Below are 25,827 nucleotides of genomic sequence, written 5' to 3'. Positions count from 1 at the left end.
TGTAGCGGCTATGCCAGCTTCGATCACATCCCGATCACGAACGATTCTGTAGCGAGCTTTGTCCAAAAGAACACTGTTCCGCGCAGGTCTGCCGTAATAAATCCGTAATCACAGGATTGTCATTGATCATGCATTTCGTGACCGGGATCACCGGTGAACCGTGGCTCCGGTCACACGCGTTTCCGACATTTCAGGCGAGCAATCGGCGCTCGGTGGCCACCGCGACGGCCGCCGCGCGGGTGTCGACGCCCAATTTGTCGTAGATGCGGCCCAGGTGGGTCTTCACCGTGGCCTCGCTGATGTGCAGGGCACGGGCGATCTCGCGATTGCCCAGGCCCTGGGCCAGCTGCCCGAGGATGTCGTGCTCGCGGGCGGTGAGGGTGGGTCCGGGGTTGCGCATTCTGGCCATCACCCTGGCCGCGACCGGGGCGGACAGCGCCGTGCGGCCGCTGGCGGCGGCGTGGATGGCGGCGAAGAGTTCCTCGGGCCGCTCGGCCTTGAGCAGGTACCCGGTGGCGCCCGCCTCGATGGCGCGGGTGATGTCGGCGTCGGTGTCGTAGGTGGTCAGCACCAGCACGTGCGGGGTCGGCGCGGGCTGGGCGGTGATCCGCCGGGTCGCCTCGATGCCGTCCATGTCGCCGCCGAGTTGCAGATCCATCAGCACCACATCGGGGCGCAGGCTCGCGGCCAGCGCGACGGCGGCGGGCCCGTCGGCGGCCTCGTCGATCACCTCGATGTCCGGCGCGCTCGACAGCAGCGCGCGCAGACCGGCGCGCACGACGGCGTGGTCGTCACAGAGCAGCAGGCGCACAGTCACGAGCTGATGCTAGCCAGCCGAGAGCGGGATCGCGGCCGAGAGGACGGTGCCGTCGCCGGGGGCCGATTCGATGGCGCAGGTGCCACCCAGCTGACGCACCCGCGCGCGGATCGCGGGCAGGCCGTGGCCGCCCTCCGCGTGGGGGCCGGGCACCGCGTCCGGATCGAAACCGCGGCCGTCGTCGGCGATATCGAGCACGATCTGGTCGTCGAGGCAGGTGAGGGTCACGGTGGCGAGGCGCGCGGCGGCATGTGCGCGGACATTGGCCAGGGCGCCCTGGGCGATCCTGAGCAGCGTGGCCTCGACCCGTTGCGGCAGCGGACCGGGCGCTCCTTCTATATGCAGGCGCACCTCTAGCGTGTCCCCCGACTCGCGCGCGACCAGGGCGGCCAGGGCCGCGGGCAGTGATCCGCCCGCGGCGAGGTCGGCCGGGGCCAGGTCGTGGACGAAGCGGCGGGCCTCGGTGAGATCGCGTTCGGCGATCTCGGCGGCGGACCGCAGGTGGGCGCGGGCCCGCGCGGGTTCGCTGTCCCACACCAGGTCGGCGGCCTGCAACAGCATGCGCTGGCTGGACAGGCCCTGGGCGAGGGTGTCGTGGATCTCCCTGGCGAGCCGTTCGCGTTCGGCCAGGGTGCCCTCGCGGCGTTCGGTCGCGGCCAGTTCGGCGCGGGTGCGCACCAGGTCGTCGATGAGCGCGGTCTGCCGCTCGGACTGGCGACGCATCCCGACGAACAGTGCCGTGGTCACCGCCGCGACCGCCGGTGGCGCGAGCACCAGATTGGGATCGAGCCAGCCCGCCAGCCGCACCTGGCTGACCACCACCAGCCCGGTCAGCACCACCACCAGCGTCACCGCGACCCGCTCGGACAGAATCCGCAGCCCCGTGTACACCAGCGGCACCGCGCACCAGGCGAAGCTGGGTGCCAGCACCACCAGCACCGACCAGCTGACGACCAGCCCCGCGAACCACTCCAGCCGATGCGACTGCCGCAGCTCGCTCAGCGCGTAGAGCACGGCCAGCACCGCCGCGAGCACCACGATCAACGGCGTCGCGCCGGAATCGCCGTGGCGGATCAGCCAGCGCAGCAGCGAGGCGGCGAGCAGGACATAGAAGGCGCTGTGCACGATGACGGGCAGCAGCCGGTCGTCGTCCGCGCGGTCGAGTGCCCGGTCCATCTCCACACCTCCTGTCTCCCATTCTCGCCGCCGCACCGGCCGCGGCGGGTCAACCGATCGGTTGACCCGGATGTCGTCCGATCCGGCCGCCGGAATCCAGCCACACCGCCGATCCGCCGGGCCGCGATCGGCCACAGGATGGATATCAGCAGGCCACGGCATCCCGCCGACCGGCCGGAACCCCCTCAGGAGCAGGCCATGTCCACCAAGTTCAGCACCCGCAACCGTCTCGTCGTCGCCGGTGCCACCGCCGCGGTGATCGGCGCCGGTGTGGTCGGTGTGGTGACCGTGCAGGCGCAGAACCCGGACCCCGCGACCCGCACCCCCGTGGTCGCCGACGCCGCCGCGCCCCACCTGGCGCAGAGCACCCACCTGACCCTCGCCGCCGCCACCGAGGCCGCCCAGTCCGCCCTGGACGCGGCCGCCAAGGAGAACCAGCGCGTGAGCGTCGCCGTGGTCGATCGCAACGGCAATGTCATCGTCACCCTGCGCGGCGACGGCGCGGGCCCGCAGTCCTACGACGCCGCCCAGCAGAAGGCCTTCACCGCCGTCTCCTGGAACGCCCCCACCACCGAACTCACCCAGCGCCTCGAATCCGCCCCCCACCTCGCCGACATCGACGGCACCCTCTTCCTCGGCGGCGGCGCCCCCGTCAAGGCCAACGGCGCCCCGATCGCGGGCATCGGCGTGGCGGGCGCCCCCAGCGGCGACCTCGACCAGAAGTTCGCCCAGGCGGGCGTCGCCGCTCTGGGCGGGTAGTCACCGGGCGGGCGGTGCGGCCCAACGGGTTACGTTCCCGTGCGACTTCTCGCGCCACACGGCGGTCATTCCTCCCGCCGCGCCCGGGCACGACGCTTGCCCTCGTGCATGGCCTGCACCCGGGCGATCGGAATCGTGTGGCCCTCCTCGATCAGGTCGGCCGGAAGTTCTTGAGGGGCAGGCATTTCCGACGCCCAGGGATCGCTGTCGCCGAGCAGGTCGGGAACGGTGCGCAGGGTGAATTCGGCAGGGGTCACGTCGTCGAGGTCGGACCAGCGCAGCGGGAACGACACGGTGACGCCAGGTCGGATGCGCGGACTGTAGGCGGCGGCCACGGTGGCGCCGCCCGCGCGGGTGGCATCGAGGAAGACTTTCCCGTGCCGGTCTTCGCGGATGAAGGCCGTCGTGCCGACCGCCGGATCGAGGCGTTCGGCACGGGCCGCGACCGCCCGCGTCGCCGCCGCGGCGTCCTCCACATCGACACCCGCCACCACCGGCACGAAGACGTGCACCCCCTTGGACCCGCTCGTCTTCACCGCCCCCGCCAACCCGTCGGCGGCCAGCGCCTCCCTGATGAGCCGTGCCCCCGCGACCGCGTCGGCGAAATCCTGCCCGGGCGAGGGATCGAGATCGAGTACCAGATGGGTTGGCGCCGGGGCGGTTTCGGCGAGGAACAGCGTCGGGTGATATTCCACCGCCCGCTGATTCCCGAACCAGAGCAGTGTCCGCGGATCATCACACAGCGCGTAGGTGATCTCACGCCGCGAACTCTCCGCCCACACGGTCGTGCGCGCCACCCACTCCGGCGTGTACTTCGGCAGATTCTTCTGCATGAACGGCTCCTGCCCCGGCCGCACCCGTACCACCGACAGCGGCCGCCCCCGCAGCACCCCCACCAACCGCTCCCCCACGAACTCCAGGTAGTCGATGAGATCCCGCTTGGTCGCCTCGGCACCGTCGAACAGCGGCTGGTCGAGGTTCGACATCTCGACCCCGCCCCGCACTTCCTTACCCGCCATCACCCCACCCTTCCCCCGGCATCGCACCGGGTCAACCACGCGCGGGTCTCACCTCGGGTAGGTTTTCCTCCGTGGTCGAGAGTTTCGGCCCGGACCGTCCCGGGGAGTCTCTCGGCCCGGGCGGCACGGGGGACGTGGGGCGGGCATCCGACAGCGAGCCGCGCTTCCGTGGTACGGGCTCGTCCGCGGCCGACGCGTGGCCGGTCGGCGCCGAACATCCGATCCCTCCTCCGCCCAGCGGCCACCGACGCTCTCGGTGGGCCGTCGCCGCCTCGGTCATCATCCTCGGCGTGGTCGCCGCGATCACCACGGTGGTGCTGACCCGCGAAGAGCGAAACGATTCCGGCACCACCGATCACGATGTCGAGCACTACGTCGGCGTACTGACCGGCCACACCGACACCGTCAACGCCGTCACGACCGCCCAACGCGACGGCCGCACCGTCATCATCTCCGCCAGCGACGACGGCTCGATCCGCCTCTGGGACCTCGCCTCGGGCCAGCCGGTCGGCCCACCGCTCGCCGACCGCGCGGACCGCGTCGAGGCACTCGCCACCGGCGAACGCGACGGCCGCACCGTCATCGTCTCCGGCGGTTCGGACGCCATCCGCCTCTGGGACCTCGCGGCGGCCATCCCCATCGGCGAGATCGCGAGCGACGGCGTTCCCGGCGAACTGTCCGTCCGCGATCCCGCGGCACTGGCGACCGCCCAACGGAACGGGCGCACCGTCGTCCTCGCTGGCCTCTCCTCCGGCGTCGCCATGGTGGACCTCGCCACCGGCCGACGCCTGCGCGAAGGATTCGCGGGCACCACCGACGGCGTGGCCCCCATGACCGTCAACAATGTCGACGCCGTCGCCACGACCCGGATCGACGGCCGCGACGTCGTGATCGCGGGCGGCACGGACACGGTCGTCCGCGTGTGGGACCTGGAGACCGGCCGCCCCGTCGGCCAGCCCCTGATCGGCCACACGAAGGACATCGCCGCCGTCACCAGCGCCCAACTCGACGGCCGCACCGTCATCATTTCCGGCGCCAACGACGACACCCTCCGAATCTGGGATCTCGCCACCGGGCACCTCGTCGGGGACCCGCTCACCGGCCACGAGAGCTGGGTCAGGGCCCTCACGACCGCCGAATACCAAGGCCGCACCGTCATCGTCTCCGGCGCCCGTGACGGCACCGTCCGCGTCTGGGATCTCGCGACCGGCCGCCCGGTCGGTGAGCCCCTGACCGGCTGCTCCGCCGAGGCGGTCACCACCGCGCGGCGCGGCGGCCGGACCACCGTCATCGCTGGCTGCGCCGACAACACTCTCCACGTCTGGGAACTGCCCTAGCGCCCGCGCATCATCACGATCTGAAGACGGGCACGCTCACTTCCGTCCGCCCGGGCCCGGGAGAACCGACGCTCGGCTAACATTCGGCTAGCCGCACGCCGTTACGTCCAGCAGGTTCGCCCGGGGAGTCACGGATGACGAAAACCGAGGTAGCGCCCACCAAGACGATGCCGTTGCTGACGCTGTCGGCGATGGTGGTCGGTTCGATGGTCGGGGCGGGTGTCTTCTCGCTACCCCGCAATTTCGGCCAGGCCACCGGTGGTTTCGGTGCGCTGATCGCGTGGGGCATCGCGGGTACCGGCATGTTGATGCTGGCCCTGGTGTTCCAGGCGCTGGCCATTCGCAAGCCCGATCTGGATGCCGGTGTGTACGCCTACGCCAAGGCCGGATTCGGCGAATACCTCGGGTTCTTCTCAGCGTTCGGGTACTGGGCCAGCGCGTGTGTGGGCAATGTCAGCTACTGGGTGCTCATCAAATCGACGCTCGGACAGGTGCTTCCGATCTTCGGTGAGGGCAATACGGTGCCCGCGGTGCTGCTGTCCACGGTGTTCATCTGGGCGTTCCACTTCATCGTGTTGCGCGGGGTGCAGGGGGCGGCGGCGATCAACAAGATCGTCACCATCGCCAAGATCGTGCCGATCCTCGTGTTCATCATCGTGCTGGTGTTCTATTTCGACGCCGGGGTTTTCGCCGACAACTTCTGGGGCGGCGACGCGTATTCGGAGTCGCTGTTCGAGCAGGTCCGCTCCACCATGCTGATCACCGTGTTCGTCTTCCTCGGCATCGAGGGCGCGAGCGTGTATTCGCGCTACGCGCGCAAGCGTTCCGATATCGGCCGGGCCACCGTGCTCGGATTCCTCAGCGTGCTGGCGCTGTTCGCCTCGGTGACCATGGTGTCGTTCGGCATCCTGCCGCGCGACGAACTCGCCGAGGTGCAGCAGCCGTCGATGTCGCCGGTGTTCGAATCGGCCGTGGGCACCTGGGGCGCGTGGTTCATCAGCATCGGCCTGATCGTCTCGGTGCTCGGCGCCTACCTGGCCTGGACGCTGATGGCCGCCGAGGTCCTCTACGTCGCCGCCGACGACGAGGACATGCCCTCGTTCCTGGCCCGCGTCAACGCCCACAAGGTGCCCGTGGTCGCGCTGATCTTCACCACGGTCCTGATCCAGCTGGTGCTGCTGACCACGCTGTTCTCCGACGACGCCTTCACCTTCACGCTGAAGCTGTGCAGTTCGCTGTCGCTGGTGCCCTACCTGCTGGCCGCGGCCTACGCGCTCAAACTGGCCTACACCGGCGAGACCTACACCGAGCTGCACCCCGAGGACCGGCGCAAGGAACTGATCGTCGCCGCGATCGCCACGCTCTACACCACCTTCATGATCATGGCCGCTGGCCCGGAGTTCCTGCTGCTCTCGCTCATCATCTACGCCCCCGGCTCGATCCTGTTCTGGCTGGCCCGCCGCGAGCAGGGTCGCACGCCGTTCCAGGGCTGGGAAATCCTGCTGCTGGTCGGATCGATCATCGGTGCCGTCGCCGGGATCGTCGGCCTGGCCGCAGGCTGGATCACCATCTGACCCCGTCGCCGTCCAGGAGGAAAGCCCATGACCCAGCCCGCATCCGCCTACGGCGTGCACTCCGAGGTCGGCACGCTGCGCAAGGTCCTGGTCTGCGCGCCCGGCCTGGCCCACGAACGGCTCACCCCCACCAACTGCGACGATCTGCTCTTCGACGACGTGCTGTGGGTGCAGAACGCCACCCGCGACCATTTCGACTTCGTCGCCAAGCTGCGCGACCGCGGCGTGGAGGTCGTCGAACTGCACAACCTGCTCACCGAGACCCTGGCCGTGCCCGGCGCCAGGGACTGGATCCTGGACCGCACGATGACCCCCAACGAGGTCGGCATCGGCCTCATCGAACAGACCCGCGGCTACCTGGAATCCCTCGACGACCGCGCGCTGGCCACCCACCTCATCGGCGGACTGGCCGTGGCCGATGTCCCCGGCAGCGACCTGGCCTATCGTGCCCTGGCCCGCGAACAGAGCGGCGCCCGCGAATACCTGCTCCCGCCCCTGCCCAACACCCTCTACACCCGCGACACCACCTGCTGGATCTACGGCGGCCTGACCCTCAACCCGCTCTACTGGCCCGCCCGCCACGACGAGACCCTGCTGATGAAGGCGATCTACACCTTCCACCCCGACTACACCGGTGCCCGCGTCTGGTGGGGCGACCCCGAACTCGACTGGGGCCTGGCCACTTTCGAGGGCGGTGACGTGATGCCCGTCGGCAACGGCGTGGTGCTGGTCGGCATGAGCGAGCGCACCTCGCGTCAGGCCATCAGCCAGGTCGCCCAGGCCCTGTTCGACCACGGTGCCGCCGAGCGGGTGATCGTGGCGGGCATGCCGAAACTGCGCGCGGCCATGCACCTGGACACCGTGTTCACCTTCGCCGACCGCGACCTGGTCACCATCTTCCCCGACATCGTGCACGGCATCCACGCCTTCTCGCTGCGCCCCGGCGACAAGAACCCGATCGAGGTGACCGACGAATCCGACCCGTTCCTCACCGTGATCGCCAAAGCTCTCGGCTTCCCGGAACTGCGTGTGGTCGACACCGGCGGCGGCTACTACGCCAACGAACGCCAGCAGTGGGACAGCGGCAACAACCTCGTCGCCGTGGAACCGGGCGTCGTGTTCGCCTACGACCGCAACACCCACACCAACACCGCGCTGCGCAAGCAGGGCGTCGAGGTGATCACCATCGTCGGCGCCGAACTGGGCCGCGGTCGCGGCGGCGGGCACTGCATGACCTGCCCGATCATCCGCGACGCCGTCGATTTCTGACCCCCGGCGAGACCCCGACCAGCCGTTTTGGCTGAACGACCAGTCGTCGGCTATCGTATGTTCCGCGCGGTTCACCCCGGTGAGCTGTGGTTCTGGCCCCGTCGTCTAGCGGCCTAGGACGCCGCCCTCTCAAGGCGGTAGCGCGGGTTCAAATCCCGTCGGGGCTACAACGAGATCCCCCGGTCATCATGACCGGGGGATTTTTTGTGCCCCCGATGCGACATATTGACAGATGTTGCATGACCAATACACTGGGCGAAACGTTGCAGTAGGCCGACCGGGAGGTGACGTGCGCGAACAGACCGCACTGGGACAGCGCCTCGACGAGCTCGCCGCCCGCCCCGACGCCATCACCGCCTTCAAGGCCGCCCGCTCCGGCTTCCTGGCCGGACGCAGGCTGGAGATGAAGGAACTCGCCGACGAGCTCGGCGTCAACCGGGCCACCCTGTTCCGCTGGGTCGGCGGTCGCGACGAACTGCTCGCCGAAGTGATCTGGTCGGTCGCCGAACCCACCCTGCGCCGCGCCATCGCCGTCACCGACACGCGCGGCGCGCACCGGATCGCCACCGTCCTCGGCGACTTCGCGCAGGCCGTCAACACCTCCGAGGCGTTCCGTCAGTTCCTGCGCCGCGAACCCGAGCGCGCGCTGCGTCTGCTCACCACCACGGCGGGCTCGGTGCAGCGGCGCTTCGTGGCCGTCATCGCCGATCTGCTCACCGAGGCCGTCGCGGCGGGCGAACTCGATCCGCCGCTGCCGGTGCCGGAACTGGCGCTGCTGCTCGCGCGGATCACCGAGACCTTCATCTACACCGATGTGATCAGCGGCGAGGAACCCGACGCGGCCAAGGTCGTGCAGGCGTCGCTGGTAATGCTGAAAGGAAAACCATGAAGCGCACCCTCTACACCGAAGACCACGAAGCCTTCCGGGCCTCGGTCGCCGAATTCGTCAAGCGCTCGGTGGAGCCGCACGCCGAGAAGTTCATCGAACAGCGCTCCATCGACCGCGAGACCTGGCTGGCCGCGGGCGAACTGGGCTACCTCGGCCTGGGCATCCCGGAGGAGTTCGGCGGCAGCGACGCGGGCGACTGGCGCTTCGCCGCGGTCCTCGGCGAGGAACTGGCCAAAGCCGGTGCGGCCCTGTCTTCTTCGTTCGGCATCCACTACGACGTCTGTGCGCCCTACCTGGTGGAACTGACCACCGACGAGCAGAAGCGGCGCTGGCTGCCCAAGTTCTGCACCGGCGAGATCGTCACCGCCATCGGCATGACCGAGCCCTCCGGCGGCTCGGACCTGGCCGCGCTCAAGACCACCGCCGTGCGCGACGGCGAGGACTGGATCATCAACGGCTCCAAGACCTTCATCACCAACGGCTTCAACGCCGACCTGGTGATCGTCGCCGCGCGCACCAGCCCGGAGAAGAAGGCCAAGGGCATCACCCTGTTCGCCGTGGAGAACGGCATGGACGGCTTCACCCGAGGCCGCAAGCTCGACAAGGTCGGCCAGCCCGAATCCGACACCGCCGAACTGTTCTTCGACAATGTCCGGGTGCCCGACACCAACCGCATCGGCGAGGTCGACCGCGGTTTCATCGCCATGATGGAGCGCCTGCCGCAGGAACGCGTCGGCGCGGCGGTGTCGAACATCGCGCACGCGGCGGCGGTGCTCGACGAGACGCTGCGGTACGCCAAGGAACGCAAGGCGTTCGGTCAGCAGATCGGCAGCTTCCAGTACAACAAGTTCCTCTTCGCCGAGCTGGTCACCAAAGTCGAAGTGACACAGGCGTTCGTGGACCAGTGCGTGGCCGCGCACGCCGAGGGCGAGCTGTCGGCCGTGGACGCGGCCAAGGCCAAGTGGTGGTCGGCGCAGGTGCAGAACGAGGTGCTCGACGCGTGCGTGCAGCTGCACGGCGGCTACGGCTACATGCGCGAATACAAGGTCGCGCGGGCCTGGATGGACGCCAGGGTCACCAAGATCTGGGCGGGCTCCAACGAGATCATGAAGGAACTCATCGGCCGCGATCTGGGGCTGTAGAACAACGTTGAGCGTCGCGCCCGGCGAGTCTTCGCCGGGCGCGACGCGACGCCGGTCAGTTCAGGATGATCGGCAGCGCGGCCAGATCGTTCTGGGTGAGCACTGGCAGATTGCCGAGCTCGCTGTCGGGCACCGCGAGCTTCAGCTCGGGGAACCGGTCGAACAGCGCGGGCAGCGCGATGGCCGCCTCCAGCCGCGACAGGGCCGCGCCGGGGCAGATGTGCGGGCCGTAACCGAAGGCCAGGTGGCGGTTGGCGGTCGCGCGGGTAACGTCGAACTCGTCGGCCGTCTCGCCGTGTACGGCGATGTCGCGCCCGATCGCGCGGTAGGACATCACCACGCCCTCGCCCTTGGCGATCACGGTGTCGCCCACGGTGATGTCCTCGGTGGCGAAGCGCATCAGCAGGTGCGAGACCGGGCCGTCCCAGCGCAGCGACTCCTCGATCACCTGCTTCCACTCCACGTCCCCGGCCAGCACCTTGGCCAGCTGCTCGGGCTCGCCCAGCAGCGCGCGCACGGTGTTGACGATCAGGCTCACGGTGGTCTCGTGTCCGGCGGCGACGAGGGCCTTGATGTTGCCGATCGCCTCCTCCTCGGTGAGCGGCTCGCCGCCCTCCTCGTCGGCCACCACGAACGCCGAGGTGAGATCGTCGCCGGGGTTCGCGATCTTCTGGCGGACCTGGTCGGTGAAGTACACGTCCAGCTCGCCGATCACGCGCAGGCGCTCGTCCTGCGGGGTCATCACCGAGAAGAACTTCTTGTACCAGTCCAGCAGCTGCGCGTGGTCCTCGCGCGCGACGCCCATCAGGTCGCCGACCACCCGCATGGGCAGCGGGTAGGCGAAGACCTGCTTGAGGTCCACCGGGGTGCCGTCGGCGCCCGCGGCGGCGAGGTCGTCGAGCAGTTCGGCGGTGAGGCGCTCGATCACCGGGCGCAGCTCCTCGAGCCGACGCGGGGCCAGCGCCTGGGCGGTCTTGAGGCGCAGACGGCGATGCTCGGCGCCGTCGACATTGAACATCGAGCGGTCCACGTCGACCATGCCGATCAGCGGCCACTGGTTGGTCACCACACCGTCGGTGTAGAGCTTCCAGGCGTTGATGTCCTTGATCAGGCGCGGATCGGTGGTGAGTTTGCGGGCGGTCGCGTGGTCGGTGACGGTCCAGGCGGGCACGCCGAGCAGGTCGATGCGGGTGATCGGGCCCTGCGCGCGGAGGTGGGCGGTTTCTCCGTCGAGGTCACCGACCATGGGGTCGATGGCGAACGGGCATTGGGAACTCACGACGAACCTCCGACGGGTCGAACCGGTGTGAAACGAACGGGCAGTGCGGTCATGCCCCGAAGGAAAGCCGAAGGGCGCCGGGTCAATTGGTCGGCGGGGACCGCCAGGTCGACGTCGGGGAGCCGGTCGAGCAGCACCTCGATCCCGGTCCTGGCGATGATCTCGGCGATCTGCTGCGCCGGGAACGGGCAGCGGTATTCGCCGTAGCTGAACGCGAAGTGCGCGTTGTTGCCGGTGGGCACGGTGTCGCCGTCGGTGAAGGACTGGCGGATGTGCGGGTCGAGGTTGGCCGCGGCCAATCCCAGCAGCAGCATGTCGCCCGCGCGGATGGTCTGATCGCCCAGGCGGGTGTCGCGGGCGGCCCAGCGCCCGGCCAGGATCGAGGTGGGGCCCTCTTCCCAGAGCACCTCGTTCATCGCTTGGCCGACACTGCGTCTGCCGCCGCCCAGCGCGGCGGCGAAGCGGTCGTCGGTGAGCATGAGCCGCATCGAGCTGCCCAGCCAGTCGGCGGTGGTGAGGTGACCGGCGGCGGTGATGGCCATCAGGTCGTTGATGTATTCCTCGTCGGTGAACGGCTCGGGATCGGCCAGCATGAGCGAGGTGAGATCGCCGCCGGGCCTGGCCTTCTTGCTCATCAGCAGCCGGGCCATGTGCTCGCCGAAGCGCACGAAGCCGTCCTGGGCGTCGGCGCCGCCGTCGGCGAGGGCCTTCATGGTGGCGGCGAGGTCGGCGGCGTCGGCGTCGGGCAGGCCGAGGATGCGGCCCAGCGCCAGCACCGGCAGCGGTTCGGCGAACTCGGCGACCAGGTCGGCGGTGCCGCGCCCGCAGAAGCCGTCGACCAGCCGGTCGGCGAGTTCCTCACAGGCCCTGCGCAATTCGAAGTGGTCCACCGCGTCCAGGGCGGGCTCCACCATGGCCAGGTGACGGCGGTGCTCGGCACCGGCGGTGAAGTAGATCGAGGGCATCGGTCGGCCGACCATCGGCAGCAGCGGCCAGTCCTCGGGCACCCGGCTCCACTGGTTCCACAGCGACACGTCACGCGGGAACAGCAGCGGATCGCTGGTCACCTGGTGCAGTTCGCGATAGCCGATGATCAGCCAGGCCGGGAACCCGCCGGGCAGTTCGACCGCGACCACCGGACCGTGGTCGCGGCGCATCTTGCGGTAGACCTCGTGCGGTTCGATGTGGAATTCCGGCCCGCTCAACGGGACGGCGCCGGTGACCGGGCACGCGCCCGTCGGAATGCTCATGAAACGGATTCCCCCTGCGGGACAGCGGAATACAGGTGCTCGACCAGTGCGATCAGCACCTGTTTGCTCGATTCGCGCGAGCGCGCGTCACACATCAGCAGCGGCACCGCCGGGTCCAGGTCCAGCGCCTCGCGCACCGTCTCGGGAGCGTGGGACTCGCCGAAGTCGTTGCAGGCCACCACGAACGGGGTGCCCTGGTGTTCGAGGCGGTCGATCGCGTACCAGGAGTCGGCGATGCGACGCTGGTCGACCAGCACGATCGCGCCCAGCGCGCCGGTGAACAGCCGGTCCCACAGGAACCAGAACCGTTGCTGCCCCGGCGCGCCGAACAGATACAGCACGTGCTCTTCGTCGAGGGAGATGCGGCCGAAGTCGAAGGCCACCGTGGTGGTCGACTTGCCGGGCACCCCCTCGGCGTCGTCGACGCCGACGCCGACATCGGTCATCGTGGCCTCGGTGTCGAGCGGCCTGATCTCGCTGACCGAACGCACCAGGGTCGTCTTGCCGACCCCGAAGCCGCCGATCACCACGATCTTCAAGCCGTGCTTGACCGTGGCGTCCAACGGCGCCTGGGCGCGTTCGGGCGCGAGCTCAGAGTTTGCGAAGTCCAACGAGCACCTTCTCGAGGGTGGAGAGATCCAGCGTCATCGCTGCCGAGAGCGGGGGACGGACGGTGATCTTGCCCGCGTGCAGCAGATCCGAGAGCACCACGGTGGCGACCCCGACGGGCAGGCGCAGTTCGGCGGCGATCTCCACCACGGCGGTGGGCGCCCGGCACATGCGCAGGATGGCCACCTGTTCGGAGGTCATCCCGGCCGAGGGCGCCGATTCGCTGACCACCAGGGTGACCAGGTCGAAGTCCTCGGTGGCCGGGGCGCGACCGCCGGTGAGCGTGTAGAACCGGTCGGGATCGTCGTCGCGCAGCGCCCTGGTCAATTCGGCACCACCCGTCTCGGTTGGGCCTGCATATGCTCGCCCAGCTGCTCGACGAGTTCGTGCATGGTGTGCCCGACCAGGCCCGCGTCGGCGTCCTCGGCGGCCACCACCGCTAAGTGCGCGCCACGTCCGGCCTCGATCACGAACAGGATGCCGCCGTAGAACTCGGTCATCGACTGGCGGACACCGCCACGCCCGTCACCGAATTCGACGGAAGCCCCGTGCGACAGGCTCTGGAAACCGGCGGCGATGGCGGCGAGCTGGTCGGCGCGGTCGACATCGAGTTCCGGGGTGTGGCAGATCTTGAGCCCGTCACCGGAGAGCAGCAGGGCGTGCCTGGCGCGTGGGGTGCGGGCGAGCAGTTTCTCGAGCAACCAGCCGAGGTTGGTGGATGTGGTGGTCATCGGTCCTCCGGAGAGTCGGGGGCAGCGTGGCGGCGGCCCGGCGCGGAACGTTGGAAGGCGCCCAGTGCCGCGGGCTTCGTCGGCGCGGCATCGGCGGCCGGTGGGGTGGACAGACCTTCGGGATGGACCTGGGCCAGGGTGCTGCCCCGGCGCCGTTTCGGCAGCACGGGGGTGGCGTCGGGTACCTGCTGCTCGGGCGCGGCGGTGGTCTCGGGCCAGCCGAAATCGGTGCTGGCGTGCCGGGGGTGCTGGGCGCGCGGGATCGGGGTGTCGAACTGGCCGAGATCGGCGCGCGGCGCCTCGATCGGGCGCGGGGGTTCCACCGGGCGCGGCGTCGGGGTGGCGAGCAGACCGGCACCGCGACGTTCGGCCCGCGCGGTGAGCTCACGCGGGACCACGACCACCACGGCCGTGCCGCCGATGGCCGAGGGCCGATACGACACGGTCAGATCGTGTTTGCGCGCGAGATTGCCGACCACGGCCAGGCCGAGACGGGTGCCCGAGAGCGAGGCCAGGTCGACACCCTTGCCCTTGTGATCGCGACCGGAGACGGCGGCCTCGGCGCGACGCAGCGCCGATTCGCTCATGACCAGGCCGCTGTCCTCGATCGTGATCACCACGCCCGCGGGCACTTCGGCGGCGTAGACGTGCACCTCGGTGGTGGGCGGGGAGAAGTTGCAGGCGTTGTCGAGCAGCTCGGCCAGGGTGTGCATCACGCCCTCGGCGGCGTGTCCGGCGATGCCGACCTCGGCGACCGCGCGCAACCGCACCCGCTGATAGCCCGCGACCCGGCCCATCGCGCCGCGCAGGATGGATTCCATCGCAATCGGTTTCGCCCAGCGGCGACCGGTGCGGGCACCGCTGAGCACGGCGATGCTGTCGGCGAGGCGGCCGGTCTGGGCGGTGCGGTGATCGATGTGGAGCAGGTCGGTGAGCACGCGCGGGTCGGCGTGGCGGTGTTCCATCTCGCGCAGTTCGGCCAGCATGGAGGTGGTCATGGCCTGGATGCGGCCCGCGGCACCGGCGAAGGCCGCCAGGGCCGCGGCACCACGGCGGCCGTTCTCCTGTGCCTCCCACGCGAAGGCGGCGGTGTGCTCCTCGGCCTGGGCGACGCGCTGGGTCGAATCGGCCACGGTCCTGGCCAATTCCCGCTCGGCCTGGTCGGCGGCGGCCCTACTGCGCTGGGCATCGGCCCTGGCCCGCAGCGCGAGGAAGACCGCCGGGCAACCGACGACGACCGCCGCGACGGCAGCACTGAGAACCGGGATACCGATGGTGGCCGGTGCGAAAACCGCCGTGACGACCGCGATCACCACCATGGCGATTCCGGCGCCGAAGACCACGGACCCGGCCTGTCCGGCACCGTCGCGCTCGGCGGGCGCCGACCGTTCCGGCGCAGGCGTCATCGGTTCGACTTCCGCAGTATTCACAGGCCCCCAACCGCCAATCTCGAACCAATCACGCGGCACGACAGCCCGTTCAGATAGTGCATGCGAGCATATCGAGCCCCCGCCCCGCCTGCCACTCGGACGAGCGCGGTTCACTATGTGTTCGCACACACTTGGCACCGGGGCCGTCCGCCGGGCTCATTCCAGTGACCAGGTCATCCCGAAGGCGGCCACCGCGCCGAGGAATTCGACGGGGTCGAACAGCTCCGCCGGGGCCTGCGCGCCCGGCTTGCCCGCCCCCGCGACGATCCTGGTCGCGGCCTCGACGACCAGCTGAGCGCTGTTGCGATACGCGTCGGGACCGCTGCCGATGCCGCGCAGTCGCTGTTGCCCGTGTCGGATGTCGACGATCATCGAATACGGCGCGGGTGCGCTCGGCACCTCCGGGGCGGCGGCCACGTCCGCCTCGGTGACAGTGCCGATCACATCGAAAATCGAACGTGCCAGAACACCTTCCACCGCGCCCGCGGTGACGTGCCGGGGAATGGTCACCACCGACGGTTGCGGGAATTTCACGACAGCAACAGGTTCTGATTCTCCGGGCAGTGCGAAAGTGTCGCGGCGCGCGGTGGCGCCGGTGCGGAATTCCCCGTCGATCCAGGACAGTCCACCCCCGGTGAACACGTCGAGATTCCGCAGGACTGTGCGCATGCTCCCCCGCGAGCCCGCGCCGCCCGGCTTCGCGACGTGGCTCAGGACGATCTCGTCGGCTCCGCCGAGGCGTTCGGCACCGAGGTGGGCCAGCAGGTCACCGAACACGCCCGCTTCGGTCATCGCCGGGGCCAGGGTGACGCCCGCGGCGGCGGCCCGCTGGCTGTGCTCCCCGAAGACCTCGGCGACGTAGAGCTGTTCGCCCGCGACGTCGGCATAGTGCGCGCCCACCTCGATCGCGGCGCGCAGCACGTGCGCACCGGTGCCGGTGTAGTCGGGCAGGGTGCTGATCACGGCGTCGACGCCGGTGAACGCGGTGCGCAGGGCGGGGAGGTCATCGGCGGCGGCCACCCGGTACTCCGCACCGAATCCATTGATGCGCTGGGCGTCACGTCCCACGACGACGGTCTCGATCCCTCGCTCGCGCAGTTCGGCGACCGCGAACCGGCCGACGTGTCCACTGGCTCCGTAGACGGCGATCTTCATGTCCCACTCCTTGCTCATCGGCTGATGTACGTACCGTATGCACGCAGATGGAGACAGAAAATCATCCATTGTCTTCTAGAGATATCCATTCGTCTTCACAGGTACAGTTCTGGATATGGACCTGCTCAGCGATGTCCTCGCCACCGCGCGCACCGGCAGTCCCGCCTCGGGACTGTTCGTCCGGCACGCACCGTGGGGACGGCACTATCCGCAGGTCGAGGGCGCGGGATTCCATGTGGTCCTGCGGGGTTCGTGCTGGCTCACCCGGCCCGACGCGGCGCCGATCGCCCTGGGTACCGGCGATGCGGTCCTCATGCCCCGCGGCCTCGCCCACGGCCTGCTCGACCATCCCGACAGCCCGGTCACCGAGATCGCGGGCCCCCACGACCAGCGCGCGGTCGACGGCCCCGGCGCACCGGCCACCCTGCTGTGCGGTTCCTACGACCTCGCCGCCGACCGCACCCATCCCCTGCTGACCGAACTGCCCGAGGTGGTCCACATCCCGGCCCGCCTGGGCGCGCATCCGTCGCTGCGCGCGGCGGTCGACCTGCTCGCCGACGAACTCACCCACCCGCATCCCGGCTCGGACGCGGCCGTCCCACCCCTGCTCGACCTGCTGCTGCTCTATCTCCTGCGCGCCTGGCTCACCGACAACGACGCCTCCCGCTGGACGGCGGCCTTCACCGACCCGCACCTCGCGCCCGCGCTGCGCGGCATCCACGCCGATCCCGCCCACCCCTGGACCGTCGAATCGCTCGGCGCCCGCGCGGGTTTGAGTCGCGCCGCCTTCGCCAAACGCTTCACCGCCCTGCTCGGCGAGCCACCCCTGAGCTACCTGACCCGCTGGCGCATGCTCACCGCCGCCCAGTTGCTGCGCACCAGCGACCACCCGCTGTCGACCATCGCGCGCCGCACCGGCTACAGCTCCGAATACGCCTTCAGCAAGGCCTTCACCCGCGAATACGGCACCGCCCCCGGCCGCTACCGCGCCTCGACCGAGGTCCTGCGCGCGGGCGTGTGATCAGGTGAGGACGGCCGCCTCGGGTCCGCCGGTTGTACGACGAGGCAGCGCGGCCACCATCAGTTGAGTTGGGACAGAGCGCTTCTCGTCGCCTCGGCAATCAGGGTGTTGGAGGGTTCGGCGTCCTGCTCGGACCTGGTGGACAGCACCGCGAGGATCAGGGGGGCGCGCCCGGGTGGCCAGGCGATGGCGACATCGAGGGCCGAGCCGTAGGCGGGGGTGCCGGTCTTGTCGCCGACTTTCCAGTCGCCGGGCAGGCCCGCCCTGATGCGTTCGGCACCGGTGGTGTTGGCCAGCAGCCAGGTGGTGAGTTGCGCGCGTTCGGGTTCGGCCAGGGCGGGGCCGAGCAGCAGGGCGCGGTAGTCGGCCGCGAGTGCGGCGGGGGTGGTGGTGTCGCGGTCGTCGCCGGGGATGGCGGTATTGAGGTCGGTTTCCCAGCGGTCCAGGCGGGTGACGGTGTCACCGAGGGTGCGGACGAAGGCGGTGAAGCCCGCGGGACCGCCCAGCTCGCGGAGCACCAGGTTGCCCGCGGTGTTGTCGGAGAGGGTGATGGCGGCGGCACAGAGGTCGGCGACGGTCATGCCGGTGTCCACGTGCTGTTGGGTCTCGGGTGAATAGTCGACGAGATCGGCGGCGGTGTAGTGGATGACGCGGTCGAAATAGCCTGTCGACAGGGGATGCGCCTGGAGCAGCGCGCCGCAGGCGATGCCCTTGAAGGTCGAGGCGATCGGGAAGCGTTCCTGGTCGCGATGGGAGACGGTGCGGTCGTCGGCGGTGTCGATCACCGAGAGTCCGAGGCGGGCATCGTATTTCGCTTCGAGATCGGCGAATACCTCGGTGGTGGAGGTGGTCGTGGGGGTCGCGGGGGCGGGTGCGGGCTCGGTCGAGCAGGCCGTCACGGTCGCGGCCAGGGCGACGGCGGCCAGGTGTAGGCACCACCGACTGCGGTGCGAGAGGAAGGAAGTCACGGCCGCAGCAGACCACCCGGCCTCGGGCCGAGGCCAATACCGGCACGCCGGGCGGGCGAGTCGCCCTCGATATCGGCGCAGGTGGCACCGCGTGCGGACGCGTACCGGGGTGATCCGTGGCGCCCGATCCGCCGAATTCCCCGCCAGGGCGCTGGTTCAATGGCGGTCATGGACCTGCTCCGCCATCTCCGGTTCTTCGTCGCGGTCGCCGACGAGGGCCACTTCGGGCGGGCGGCCGCGGCCCTGGACATGACGCAGCCGCCGCTGTCCCAGGGCTTGCGCAGGCTGGAACAGCATCTCGAGGTCGAACTCATCCACCGCACCAGCCGGGGCGCGCGACTCACCCCGGCGGGCAGGCACTTGCTCCCGCGCGCCCGGCTGCTCGTCGACGACGCCGACCGTCTCCTGGCCGAGTCCCAGCGCCTCGCCCGGCGCAGCGGCACCGTGCGCTTCGCGTCCACGACGGCACTGCCCGCGCGGCTCGTCACGGCCTGCGTCACGGCGCTGCGCGGTGCCGAGGCGAGCGTGTCGACCACCTTGGGCGCGACGGTCGATCTGATCGCGCAGGTGCGGGCCGGGGTGTGCGATGTGGCGGTGGTCGAGCATCCGGCGCTGGTCGACGGGGTCGAGGCGGGGCCTGTCGTCAAGCTGCCGCGCTGGCTGGTCGTCCCCGCCGACCATCGCAGCACCACCACCGAGCGGCCGGTGTTCCCGATGCTCGCCGGACTGCATTTCGCGCATCCACCCCGGTCGGCCAATCCCCCGGCCTTCGACGCCGTCGTCGATCTGCTGCGCGAACGGGGGCTGGACACCCCGGTTCTCGCCGCACCCGACGACCGGTCGGTGCTGGCGGCGGTGGCCGCGGGCACGAGTTTCGGCGTGATCGCCACGCCACCCACACCGACGCCCGGCGTCGCCTGGCTGACGTTGGCGGCCCAGTCGGTGGCGTTGCGCGTCCGGGTGATCCGCCGCGCCGATGCCGCGACGCACGCCGAGGCCGTCGACCGGGTGCTGTACCGGGAGCGGTTGCGGTGAATCGCACTGATACGGATTCCGCTGTCGTCCAACGGATTCGCGCCGTCTTCGCGGACGCCGGATGCAGCGGCTGGTTACATGCCCGGCGCTGCGACGGCTCGTCGGCCGAGGTCTGCGTCGACGGGCGGGACCGCGTCGTCACCGCCTCGGTCTACAAACTGCTGCTCCTGGTCGCGTTCTGCCGCCAGGTGGACGACGGCCTTCTCGACCCCACCGCCCGCCTCACCGTGGACCCCGCCGACTGCACACCCGGCCCCACCGGGCTCGCCGCGCTGCACGATCCGGTCACCCTGAGCCGCCGCGATCTGGCGACCTCCATGATGACGGTCTCCGACAACGCCGCCGCCGATGTGCTGCTCGGCGAGGTGGGGCTCGCGGCGATCGGTGAGCTGGTCACCGAACTCGGCCTCACCGACACCCGCGTCGTCGGCGGCACCGCCGACCTGCACCGCGACCTGGTACGCGACACCGACACCCCCAGCACCGCCGCCGCCTTCGCCGCGCTGGCCGACAACGACGAGGCGTGGTCCGTCTCGGCCTACGACCCCGCCTACACCAGCGCGACCACCCCGGCGCAGATGACGACCCTGCTCGACGCCCTGTGGTCGGGTCGGGTGTTGTCCACGGAGGGAAAGGTTTTCGTGCGGTCGGTGATGAGCAGGCAGGTCTGGCCGCATCGCATCGCCGCCGGTTTTCCGCATCGCGGGGTCGTGGTGGCGGGCAAGACCGGCACCATCGGGGTGATCCGCAACGAGGTGGCGGTGGTCGAGTTCCCCGACGAGATCCCGGTGGCCGTCGCGGTGTTCACGCGCGCGGCCCGCGCCGATCCGATGCTGCCGGTGGTCGACGCCGCCATCGGCGAGGCGGCCAGGATCGCGGTCACCGAACTGCGCCGTCCCCGCTGAGCCTCGCTAGCATCGGGAGTCGTGCATGCAGATTCTTCCGGCTCCGGCCGTGTGAAAGTGATCGGCATCGCAGCGGGGGTGCTCGGAGTGTTGCTGGCGGTTCTCGTCCCGCTGCTTCCGGTCCAGCAACACCGCGCGAGCCTGAACTGGCCCCAGCCCCAGTCGCTACAACTCAGCGCCCCGCTGGTGGACTACGTCCCCCTGTCCCTGGACGCGAGCATCCCCTGTACCGCCCTGCGCGACCTCACCGGCGGCACCGTCCTGGCCACCGTCCCACCCCAGGCGCCCCGCGCCGGATCGAAGGGCCTGGTCGCCCGCATCGAAGACCGCCCCGACACCGGCCGAACCCTGGCGGTGGTCCTGCGCGACCGCCTGCTGCTGAGCGTGCCGATGACCGAGATCATCAGCGCTACAGCCGGTTCGGCCGCAGGGCAACCGACGACTCCACCGGGCTCAGCGCCCGCCTCACCACCCAGCACCCCTGCGGGACCGCCCGCCCTCGGTAACCCGTCAGGTGCGCCCAGCCCGGGTGGCCCATCAGGTGCGCCCGCCCCCAGTGGCCCGTCAGGAGCGCCCGTCCCCGGTAGCCCGTCAGGTGCACCCGCCCCCGGTAGCCCGTCAGGTGCACCCGCCCCCGGTAGCCCGTCAGGTGCACCCGCCCTCGGCGGCCCGTCAGGTGCACCCGCACCGCCCAGCGGCCCAGCCGGATTGCCCGCGGGGCTCAGCCCCGGTTCCCTGCCCCCGGGCAGCCAGCCCACAGCTGGTGACCCGGCGGGCACTCCGAACGGGGCTCGCCCCACCGGCGCACCGGTTGCGCCCGGTAGTGGGCCGAGTGGTGGTCCCGGTGCGGTGCCCAGCGTCGCGAATCCGGGTGCACCCGCCGCGCCAGGGGCGACCGGTCCAGGTACAACGCCACCGGCGGGTCAGCCGTCGACAGCACCGGGGACTGGTGCGCCGTCCAGCACGCCGCCCTCCGGCACGCCCGGCGCCGGTGCTCCGGGCGATGCCGGTGCGGCCGCGGGGTGCGGGGCGTTCACCGTGACATCCACGGCGACGCGGTCGACCGTCGAGATCGTCGGGCTCACCAAGGACGACGGGTCGCCGATGCGGACGGTGGTCGAGGGCGATGTGCGTCCGCAGATCGTCGGTGTCTACACCGAATTGGATCGTGGCCGGATGGGCGATGCCCGGCTGCACGCGGAGATCGACGCGCGGTTCTCGTCGAGTCCGAGCGCGGCGAAACTCGCGGCGATCCTCGGCGCCCTGCTGTGCACGCTGATCGCGCTGATCTGCCTGCATCGCGGTGACCTCCGCGACGGACGACGTTCCCGACGGGTGCTGCCCGCCCGGTGGTGGCGGTGCACCGGACTCGACGCGGTGGTGGCGGGCACGCTGGTGCTCTGGCATGTGATCGGCGCCAACAGTTCCGACGACGGCTACATCCTCACCATGGCCCGCTCCGCGCGCGAGGCCGGGTACACCGCCAACTACTACCGCTGGTTCCAGGTCGCCGAGGCGCCCTTCGGTTGGCCGTACGAGGTGCTGGCCTGGATGACCCGGATCAGCGACGCGGGTCTGTGGATGCGGCTACCCGCCCTGTTGGCCGGACTGGTGTGCTGGCTATTGCTCAGCCGAGAAGTGCTGCCGCGCCTGGGTTCCAGCATCGCCGCGAACCGCACGGCCCGCTGGACCGCCGCCCTGGTCTTCCTCACGATCTGGCTGCCCTACAACAACGGTCTGCGTCCCGAACCGCTCATCGCCGTCGGCGCCCTGCTCACCTGGTGCTCGATGGAGCGGGCCATCGCCACCCGCCGCCTGCTCCCCGCCGCGATCGCCGTCCTCATCGCCGCCTTCTCCCTCGCCGCAGGCCCCACCGGCCTGATCTGCGTGGGCGCGCTGCTGGTCGGCGGACGCCCGGTCCTGCGCACGATCATCGCCCGGGCCCGCTCCGGTTCCCGCCTGCGCTATGCGGCGGTGCTCGCGCCCATCGCGGCGGCGGGCACGCTGGTGCTCGTGGTCGTCTTCGCCGATCAGACGCTGGCGACGGTGCTGGAGGCCACCCGCGTACGGCAACTCGTCGGACCCGATATGGCCTGGTTCGAGGAACGGACCCGCTGGGATTCGCTCCTGTCGGTCAACCCAGATGGTTCGCTGGCCCGCCGATTCGGCATCCTCGCCATGCTCGGCTGTCTCGTGGTCGGCATCCTCGTCGCCGTCCGGCGCGGCGGGCGCATTCCCGGCACCGCACGCGGACCCGTCGGCCGACTGCTCGCGGTCATCGTGCTGGCCCTGCTGCTGATGATGCTCACCCCCACCAAGTGGACCCACCACTTCGGCGTCTACGCCGGGCTGGCCGGGCCGCTCGCGGCGGTCACCGCTGTCACGTTGAGCCGCAATATCATCCGAGCCCCCTACCTCCGCACCCTCTTCACCGCCGGAATCCTCTTCCTGCTCGCGGTGACCTTCACCGGCTCCAACGGCTGGTGGTACGTCTCCGGCTACGGCGTCCCCTGGCCCGACCGCGCTCCCACTCTCGCGGGCGTCGCGGTGTCCTCCCTCTTCCTCATCGCCTCCGGCGCGGCAGCCGCCTACGCCCTCTGGCAGTACTACCGCACCCCCGAGCACGTCGCGCGCACCCCGTCCGCGCTCGCCGATCCGCCTCCACCCGACGATCCGGCGAGCACAGACACTGCTGCCCCCACGTCGACGGCCACCACGAGCTCGGGGTCGGGGTCGGGAGACCGTCGCGACACCCCTGGCCGCGCACTGTCCTCCCGGCCACCGACGATCACCGCCCTCACTCTCGCCGCAGCGGCGATGGTGCTGTTCGAAGTGGGGTCCCTCGCCACCGCGATGATCTCGCAATTTCCCGCCTACTCGGTCGGCCTGTCGAACCTGCGCACCCTCACCGGCGACCGGTGCGCCATGGCCGACGACGTCCTGGTCGAAACCAACACCGCCGACTCCCTCCTCACCCCCTACACCGGCACCATCGCCGACGGCCTCACCGCCGAGAACACCGGCTTCACCCCCAACGGAGTCGGCAGCCTCATGCCCGACCCCGGCCCCGGCCAATCCTCCGCACCCCCTTCGGGTTCCGGCCCCGCCCCCGCCGGAAACACACCAGGCGGCCCCACCGGTTCTGCCCCGAACGGCCCCGGCGGAAGTGGCGGCGCGGCACAGGGCGCTCCCGGCAGCACGGCTCCGGGCGGCCCAGCCGGTGCGCCGCCAGGCGGAAGCGGCGCGCCCCCGGGCGGTACCGGACCCGCGCCTGGCGCCGGAGGTCCGGCCGTGACCGGTGTCAACAGCAGCACCGTCGCACTCCCGTTCGGGCTCGCGCCGGAACGCACCCCGGTCCTGGGCAGCTATTCGACCGGCGCACCGCAGCAGACGAAGCTGACCACCCAGTGGTACCGCCTGGATCTCGCTGCCGCACAGCGCGATCCCGCCTACCGGGTCCTGATTCTCACCGTCGCCGGGCACATCGAGGGGGCGGGGCCGGATGGTGCGCCCATGCCGGGGCAGAAGCTTCGGGTCGAGTTCGCGAGTCGGGCCGAGGACGGCACCGTCACCGCGCTGGGCGATCTCGCGCCGCCGTCGGTGGGCGGAGCTCCGGGCTGGCGGAACCTACCGATCGACCTGGATCGGATTCCGCAGGGCACCACGGCGGTTCGGCTCGTGACGGAATCAGGCGAGCCCGATCCGATGCGCTGGCTGGCCCTCACCCCACCACGCCTGCCCAAGCTCGCGACGCTCAACACCATGGTCGGCGACAAAGACCCGGTCCTCGCGGATTGGCATGTGGGACTGGCCTTCCCGTGCCAGCGCCCGTTCGACCACCGCGACGGCGTCGCCGAACTCCCGATCTGGCGCATCCTGCCGGACAAGCTCAATGCCCAGGTCTCGGAGACCTGGCAGGGCGACACCGGCGGCGGCCCCCTCGGCTGGACCGGCATGCTCACGCGATCAGCCACCATCCCGGCCTACCTCGCCGAGGACTGGACCCGCGACTGGGGCGAACTCCAACGCCTCACCCGCTACGTCGCCGCACCCCCGGCGGACATCGATGTCCACACCGAAACCCGCTGGGGCTGGACGACTCCCGGTCCTATACGAACCAGCTGACCGGACGACGGAGGCCGCCACCGCGAGTCGACGGCGGCTTCCGCACCGCACGTAGAGGCTTCCGCACCAACCGCAGAAGTTCCGCCCAGCCCGAGGAAAGCGAAAACCGCCGCCCCGAATCGGAGCGGCGGTTTCGTTGTCCGAGAAACTACTTCGGCGGCTCACCCGCAGGCGGCTGACCACCCTCGGGTCCACCCCCGGGCGGCGCACCCACCGGCGGCTCCCCACCGGCGGGCGGGGCGCCCGCGGGCAGCGGCTTGCCGATATTGCGCGCCATGTCCGGCATCAACCGGATCGCGACCTGCTCCCAGGTACCCCAGTTGTGGATACCGATGTCGGGGAAGTCGTAGCTGACATTGGTGTATTCCAGTGCCGTGAGCCGCTTTTCGAACGACCGCGTATTGGCCAGCGCGATGGCCTCGAGCGGCATGCCCTGGGTGATCGCGTCGATCGAGGACAGGTCCTGGTCGGCGGGCTTGGCGCTACCGGCCGAGATGTAGAGGCGGGTGTTGTTGGCGATGAGCTTCTCGGCGAACCCGTAGGGGTCCATCCGCTTCCACTTCTCGCTCCCGGCGGGCGCCATCGACTCGATGTTGTAGCCGCCGCTGGCGATCATCGCCCCGGCCAGCGCCTCGCGCATACCCGGCATCGACATGTGCAGGTAGCCCGACAGCGATCCGGCGTAGGTGAACTGCTCGGGGTGGTAGGCCGCCATCAGCAGCGCGGCACTGCCACCGCTGGACAGCCCGACCACGCCGTTGCGGGTGTCGCTGAAACCCAGCCGCGACTTCAGCGCGTCGGGCAGGGTCTCGGTGATGAAGGTCTCCCACCGATAGGTGTTGGTCTTGCCCTGGGTGTCCTCCCAGCCGCCGATGGCCGAACCGGAGTCGGCACTGGGCAGCATCGATCCGTCGGGGTTGACGCCGTTGAAGCTGCTCGGCTGGTCCCAGTCAGCGTAGAAGCTGGACTGGCCACCGACCGGCATCACCACATTGATGTTGAACTTGGCCATCTGCGCCGGGATGGAGGTGTGCTTCTCCCAGCCGTTGAGGTCGTTCTCGGCGCGTTCGCCGTCGAGCAGGTAGACCACCCGGTCGGTGTTGCCGTCGGCGGCGCGGATGATGCGGGTGTTGATGGTGCCCATCGACGAGTCGACCGGGAAGTCGATCGCCGAGGGATCGGCGTCGGCCGAGGCGGGCGCGGCCACCAGGCCCCACGGCAGCAGCGCGGCCACCGTCGCCCCGACCAGAGTCCGCCGGACCAGGCCCGATCTGTCCCGGCGCTCCTGCGCGCCTCCCCGAATTACGCCACGCATGATGCTGATCAGACCTTTCGTT

General features: G+C 70.4%; 22 protein-coding genes and 1 tRNA gene. 11 read left to right on the top strand and 12 right to left on the bottom strand.

What is annotated here, in order from left to right:
* Positions 1-190: 190 nt before the first annotated feature.
* Positions 191-817, bottom strand: coding sequence for a response regulator (locus QC180_RS16310; RefSeq protein ID WP_278263576.1), 627 nt, complete (start codon positions 815-817; stop codon positions 191-193).
* A 9-nt stretch (positions 818-826) separates the two neighbouring features.
* Positions 827-1,993 carry a sensor histidine kinase gene (locus tag QC180_RS16305; RefSeq protein WP_278263575.1) on the bottom strand — a complete coding sequence of 389 codons (1,167 nt, stop codon included), beginning with the start codon at positions 1,991-1,993 and terminating at the stop codon, positions 827-829.
* A 198-nt stretch (positions 1,994-2,191) separates the two neighbouring features.
* Between QC180_RS16305 and QC180_RS16300 the strand changes: the two genes are divergently transcribed.
* Positions 2,192-2,752: a GlcG/HbpS family heme-binding protein gene (locus QC180_RS16300; RefSeq protein ID WP_278263574.1), complete on the top strand. Its 561-nt coding sequence runs from the start codon at positions 2,192-2,194 to the stop codon at positions 2,750-2,752.
* A 65-nt stretch (positions 2,753-2,817) separates the two neighbouring features.
* On the opposite strand, the gene QC180_RS16295 is transcribed toward QC180_RS16300, so the two are convergent.
* On the bottom strand, positions 2,818-3,771 hold the full coding sequence (locus QC180_RS16295; RefSeq protein WP_278263573.1) for a DNA polymerase domain-containing protein: 954 nt from the start codon (positions 3,769-3,771) through the stop codon (positions 2,818-2,820).
* A gap of 290 nt (positions 3,772-4,061) precedes the next feature.
* Between QC180_RS16295 and QC180_RS16290 the strand changes: the two genes are divergently transcribed.
* The 6 genes from QC180_RS16290 to QC180_RS16265 all read left to right on the top strand — a co-directional run bounded on the left by QC180_RS16290 (position 4,062) and on the right by QC180_RS16265 (position 9,982).
* Positions 4,062-5,108 (top strand): WD40 repeat domain-containing protein, encoded by a 1,047-nt coding sequence (locus QC180_RS16290; protein WP_278263572.1) that lies wholly within the window; start codon positions 4,062-4,064, stop codon positions 5,106-5,108.
* 134 nt (positions 5,109-5,242) lie between these two features.
* Positions 5,243-6,682 carry a basic amino acid/polyamine antiporter gene (locus QC180_RS16285; RefSeq protein ID WP_278263571.1) on the top strand — a complete coding sequence of 480 codons (1,440 nt, stop codon included), beginning with the start codon at positions 5,243-5,245 and terminating at the stop codon, positions 6,680-6,682.
* Between the two features lie 27 nt (positions 6,683-6,709).
* On the top strand, positions 6,710-7,951 hold the full coding sequence (locus QC180_RS16280; protein ID WP_278263570.1) for an arginine deiminase: 1,242 nt from the start codon (positions 6,710-6,712) through the stop codon (positions 7,949-7,951).
* A gap of 94 nt (positions 7,952-8,045) precedes the next feature.
* A tRNA-Glu gene (locus QC180_RS16275) sits at positions 8,046-8,118 on the top strand.
* Between the two features lie 122 nt (positions 8,119-8,240).
* Positions 8,241-8,840 carry a QsdR family transcriptional regulator gene (locus QC180_RS16270; RefSeq protein WP_278263569.1) on the top strand — a complete coding sequence of 200 codons (600 nt, stop codon included), beginning with the start codon at positions 8,241-8,243 and terminating at the stop codon, positions 8,838-8,840.
* Positions 8,837-9,982, top strand: a complete 1,146-nt coding sequence (locus QC180_RS16265; protein ID WP_278263568.1) for an acyl-CoA dehydrogenase family protein — start codon at positions 8,837-8,839, stop codon at positions 9,980-9,982. The genes QC180_RS16270 and QC180_RS16265 overlap by 4 nt, the downstream gene beginning before the upstream one ends.
* Before the next feature lie 55 nt (positions 9,983-10,037).
* Here the strand turns inward: QC180_RS16265 and QC180_RS16260 are convergent, their stop codons facing one another.
* The 7 genes from QC180_RS16260 to QC180_RS16230 all read right to left on the bottom strand — a co-directional run bounded on the left by QC180_RS16260 (position 10,038) and on the right by QC180_RS16230 (position 16,454).
* Positions 10,038-11,261: a cytochrome P450 family protein gene (locus QC180_RS16260; protein ID WP_278263567.1), complete on the bottom strand. Its 1,224-nt coding sequence runs from the start codon at positions 11,259-11,261 to the stop codon at positions 10,038-10,040.
* Positions 11,258-12,511 (bottom strand): cytochrome P450 family protein, encoded by a 1,254-nt coding sequence (locus QC180_RS16255; RefSeq protein ID WP_278263566.1) that lies wholly within the window; start codon positions 12,509-12,511, stop codon positions 11,258-11,260. The genes QC180_RS16260 and QC180_RS16255 overlap by 4 nt, the downstream gene beginning before the upstream one ends.
* Positions 12,508-13,122, bottom strand: coding sequence for a GTP-binding protein (locus tag QC180_RS16250; RefSeq protein WP_474646459.1), 615 nt, complete (start codon positions 13,120-13,122; stop codon positions 12,508-12,510). The genes QC180_RS16255 and QC180_RS16250 overlap by 4 nt, the downstream gene beginning before the upstream one ends.
* On the bottom strand, positions 13,103-13,447 hold the full coding sequence (locus tag QC180_RS16245) for a DUF742 domain-containing protein (RefSeq protein WP_278263565.1): 345 nt from the start codon (positions 13,445-13,447) through the stop codon (positions 13,103-13,105). The genes QC180_RS16250 and QC180_RS16245 overlap by 20 nt, the downstream gene beginning before the upstream one ends.
* Entirely contained in the window at positions 13,444-13,851 is a 408-nt protein-coding gene (locus QC180_RS16240; protein ID WP_278263564.1) for a roadblock/LC7 domain-containing protein, read from the bottom strand. The genes QC180_RS16245 and QC180_RS16240 overlap by 4 nt, the downstream gene beginning before the upstream one ends.
* Positions 13,848-15,257 (bottom strand): sensor histidine kinase, encoded by a 1,410-nt coding sequence (locus tag QC180_RS16235; RefSeq protein WP_278263563.1) that lies wholly within the window; start codon positions 15,255-15,257, stop codon positions 13,848-13,850. Before QC180_RS16235 ends, QC180_RS16240 begins: the two co-directional genes overlap by 4 nt.
* 180 nt (positions 15,258-15,437) lie before the next feature.
* Positions 15,438-16,454 (bottom strand): saccharopine dehydrogenase NADP-binding domain-containing protein, encoded by a 1,017-nt coding sequence (locus QC180_RS16230; RefSeq protein WP_278263562.1) that lies wholly within the window; start codon positions 16,452-16,454, stop codon positions 15,438-15,440.
* A gap of 97 nt (positions 16,455-16,551) precedes the next feature.
* Here QC180_RS16230 and QC180_RS16225 point away from each other — a divergent pair, with 97 nt between their 5' ends.
* Complete coding sequence (locus tag QC180_RS16225; protein ID WP_278263561.1) at positions 16,552-17,457, top strand: AraC family transcriptional regulator; 906 nt, start codon at positions 16,552-16,554, stop codon at positions 17,455-17,457.
* A 59-nt stretch (positions 17,458-17,516) separates the two neighbouring features.
* Here QC180_RS16225 and bla read toward each other — a convergent pair whose 3' ends face one another.
* Positions 17,517-18,383: a class A beta-lactamase gene (gene bla, locus QC180_RS16220; protein WP_278263680.1), complete on the bottom strand. Its 867-nt coding sequence runs from the start codon at positions 18,381-18,383 to the stop codon at positions 17,517-17,519.
* Positions 18,384-18,584: 201 nt separating this feature from the next.
* Here bla and QC180_RS16215 point away from each other — a divergent pair, with 201 nt between their 5' ends.
* Genes QC180_RS16215 through QC180_RS16200 form a run of 3 tightly spaced genes read left to right on the top strand, consistent with a single transcriptional unit; the run spans position 18,585 to position 24,490 of the window.
* Complete coding sequence (locus QC180_RS16215; RefSeq protein WP_278263560.1) at positions 18,585-19,460, top strand: LysR family transcriptional regulator; 876 nt, start codon at positions 18,585-18,587, stop codon at positions 19,458-19,460.
* Positions 19,457-20,365 (top strand): serine hydrolase, encoded by a 909-nt coding sequence (locus QC180_RS16210; protein WP_278263559.1) that lies wholly within the window; start codon positions 19,457-19,459, stop codon positions 20,363-20,365. The genes QC180_RS16215 and QC180_RS16210 overlap by 4 nt, the downstream gene beginning before the upstream one ends.
* Positions 20,366-20,386: 21 nt before the next feature.
* A complete protein-coding gene (locus QC180_RS16200) occupies positions 20,387-24,490 on the top strand; it encodes an arabinosyltransferase domain-containing protein (RefSeq protein WP_474646458.1) in 4,104 nt (1,367 codons plus the stop codon).
* Between the two features lie 148 nt (positions 24,491-24,638).
* Here QC180_RS16200 and QC180_RS16195 read toward each other — a convergent pair whose 3' ends face one another.
* Complete coding sequence (locus QC180_RS16195) at positions 24,639-25,805, bottom strand: alpha/beta hydrolase (protein WP_278263558.1); 1,167 nt, start codon at positions 25,803-25,805, stop codon at positions 24,639-24,641.
* Between the last annotated feature and the right edge of the window lie 22 nt (positions 25,806-25,827).

Source organism: Nocardia anocheti, assembly GCF_029675105.1.
GTDB lineage: Bacteria > Actinomycetota > Actinomycetes > Mycobacteriales > Mycobacteriaceae > Nocardia.
This window is presented reverse-complemented; position numbering and strand designations above follow the sequence as displayed.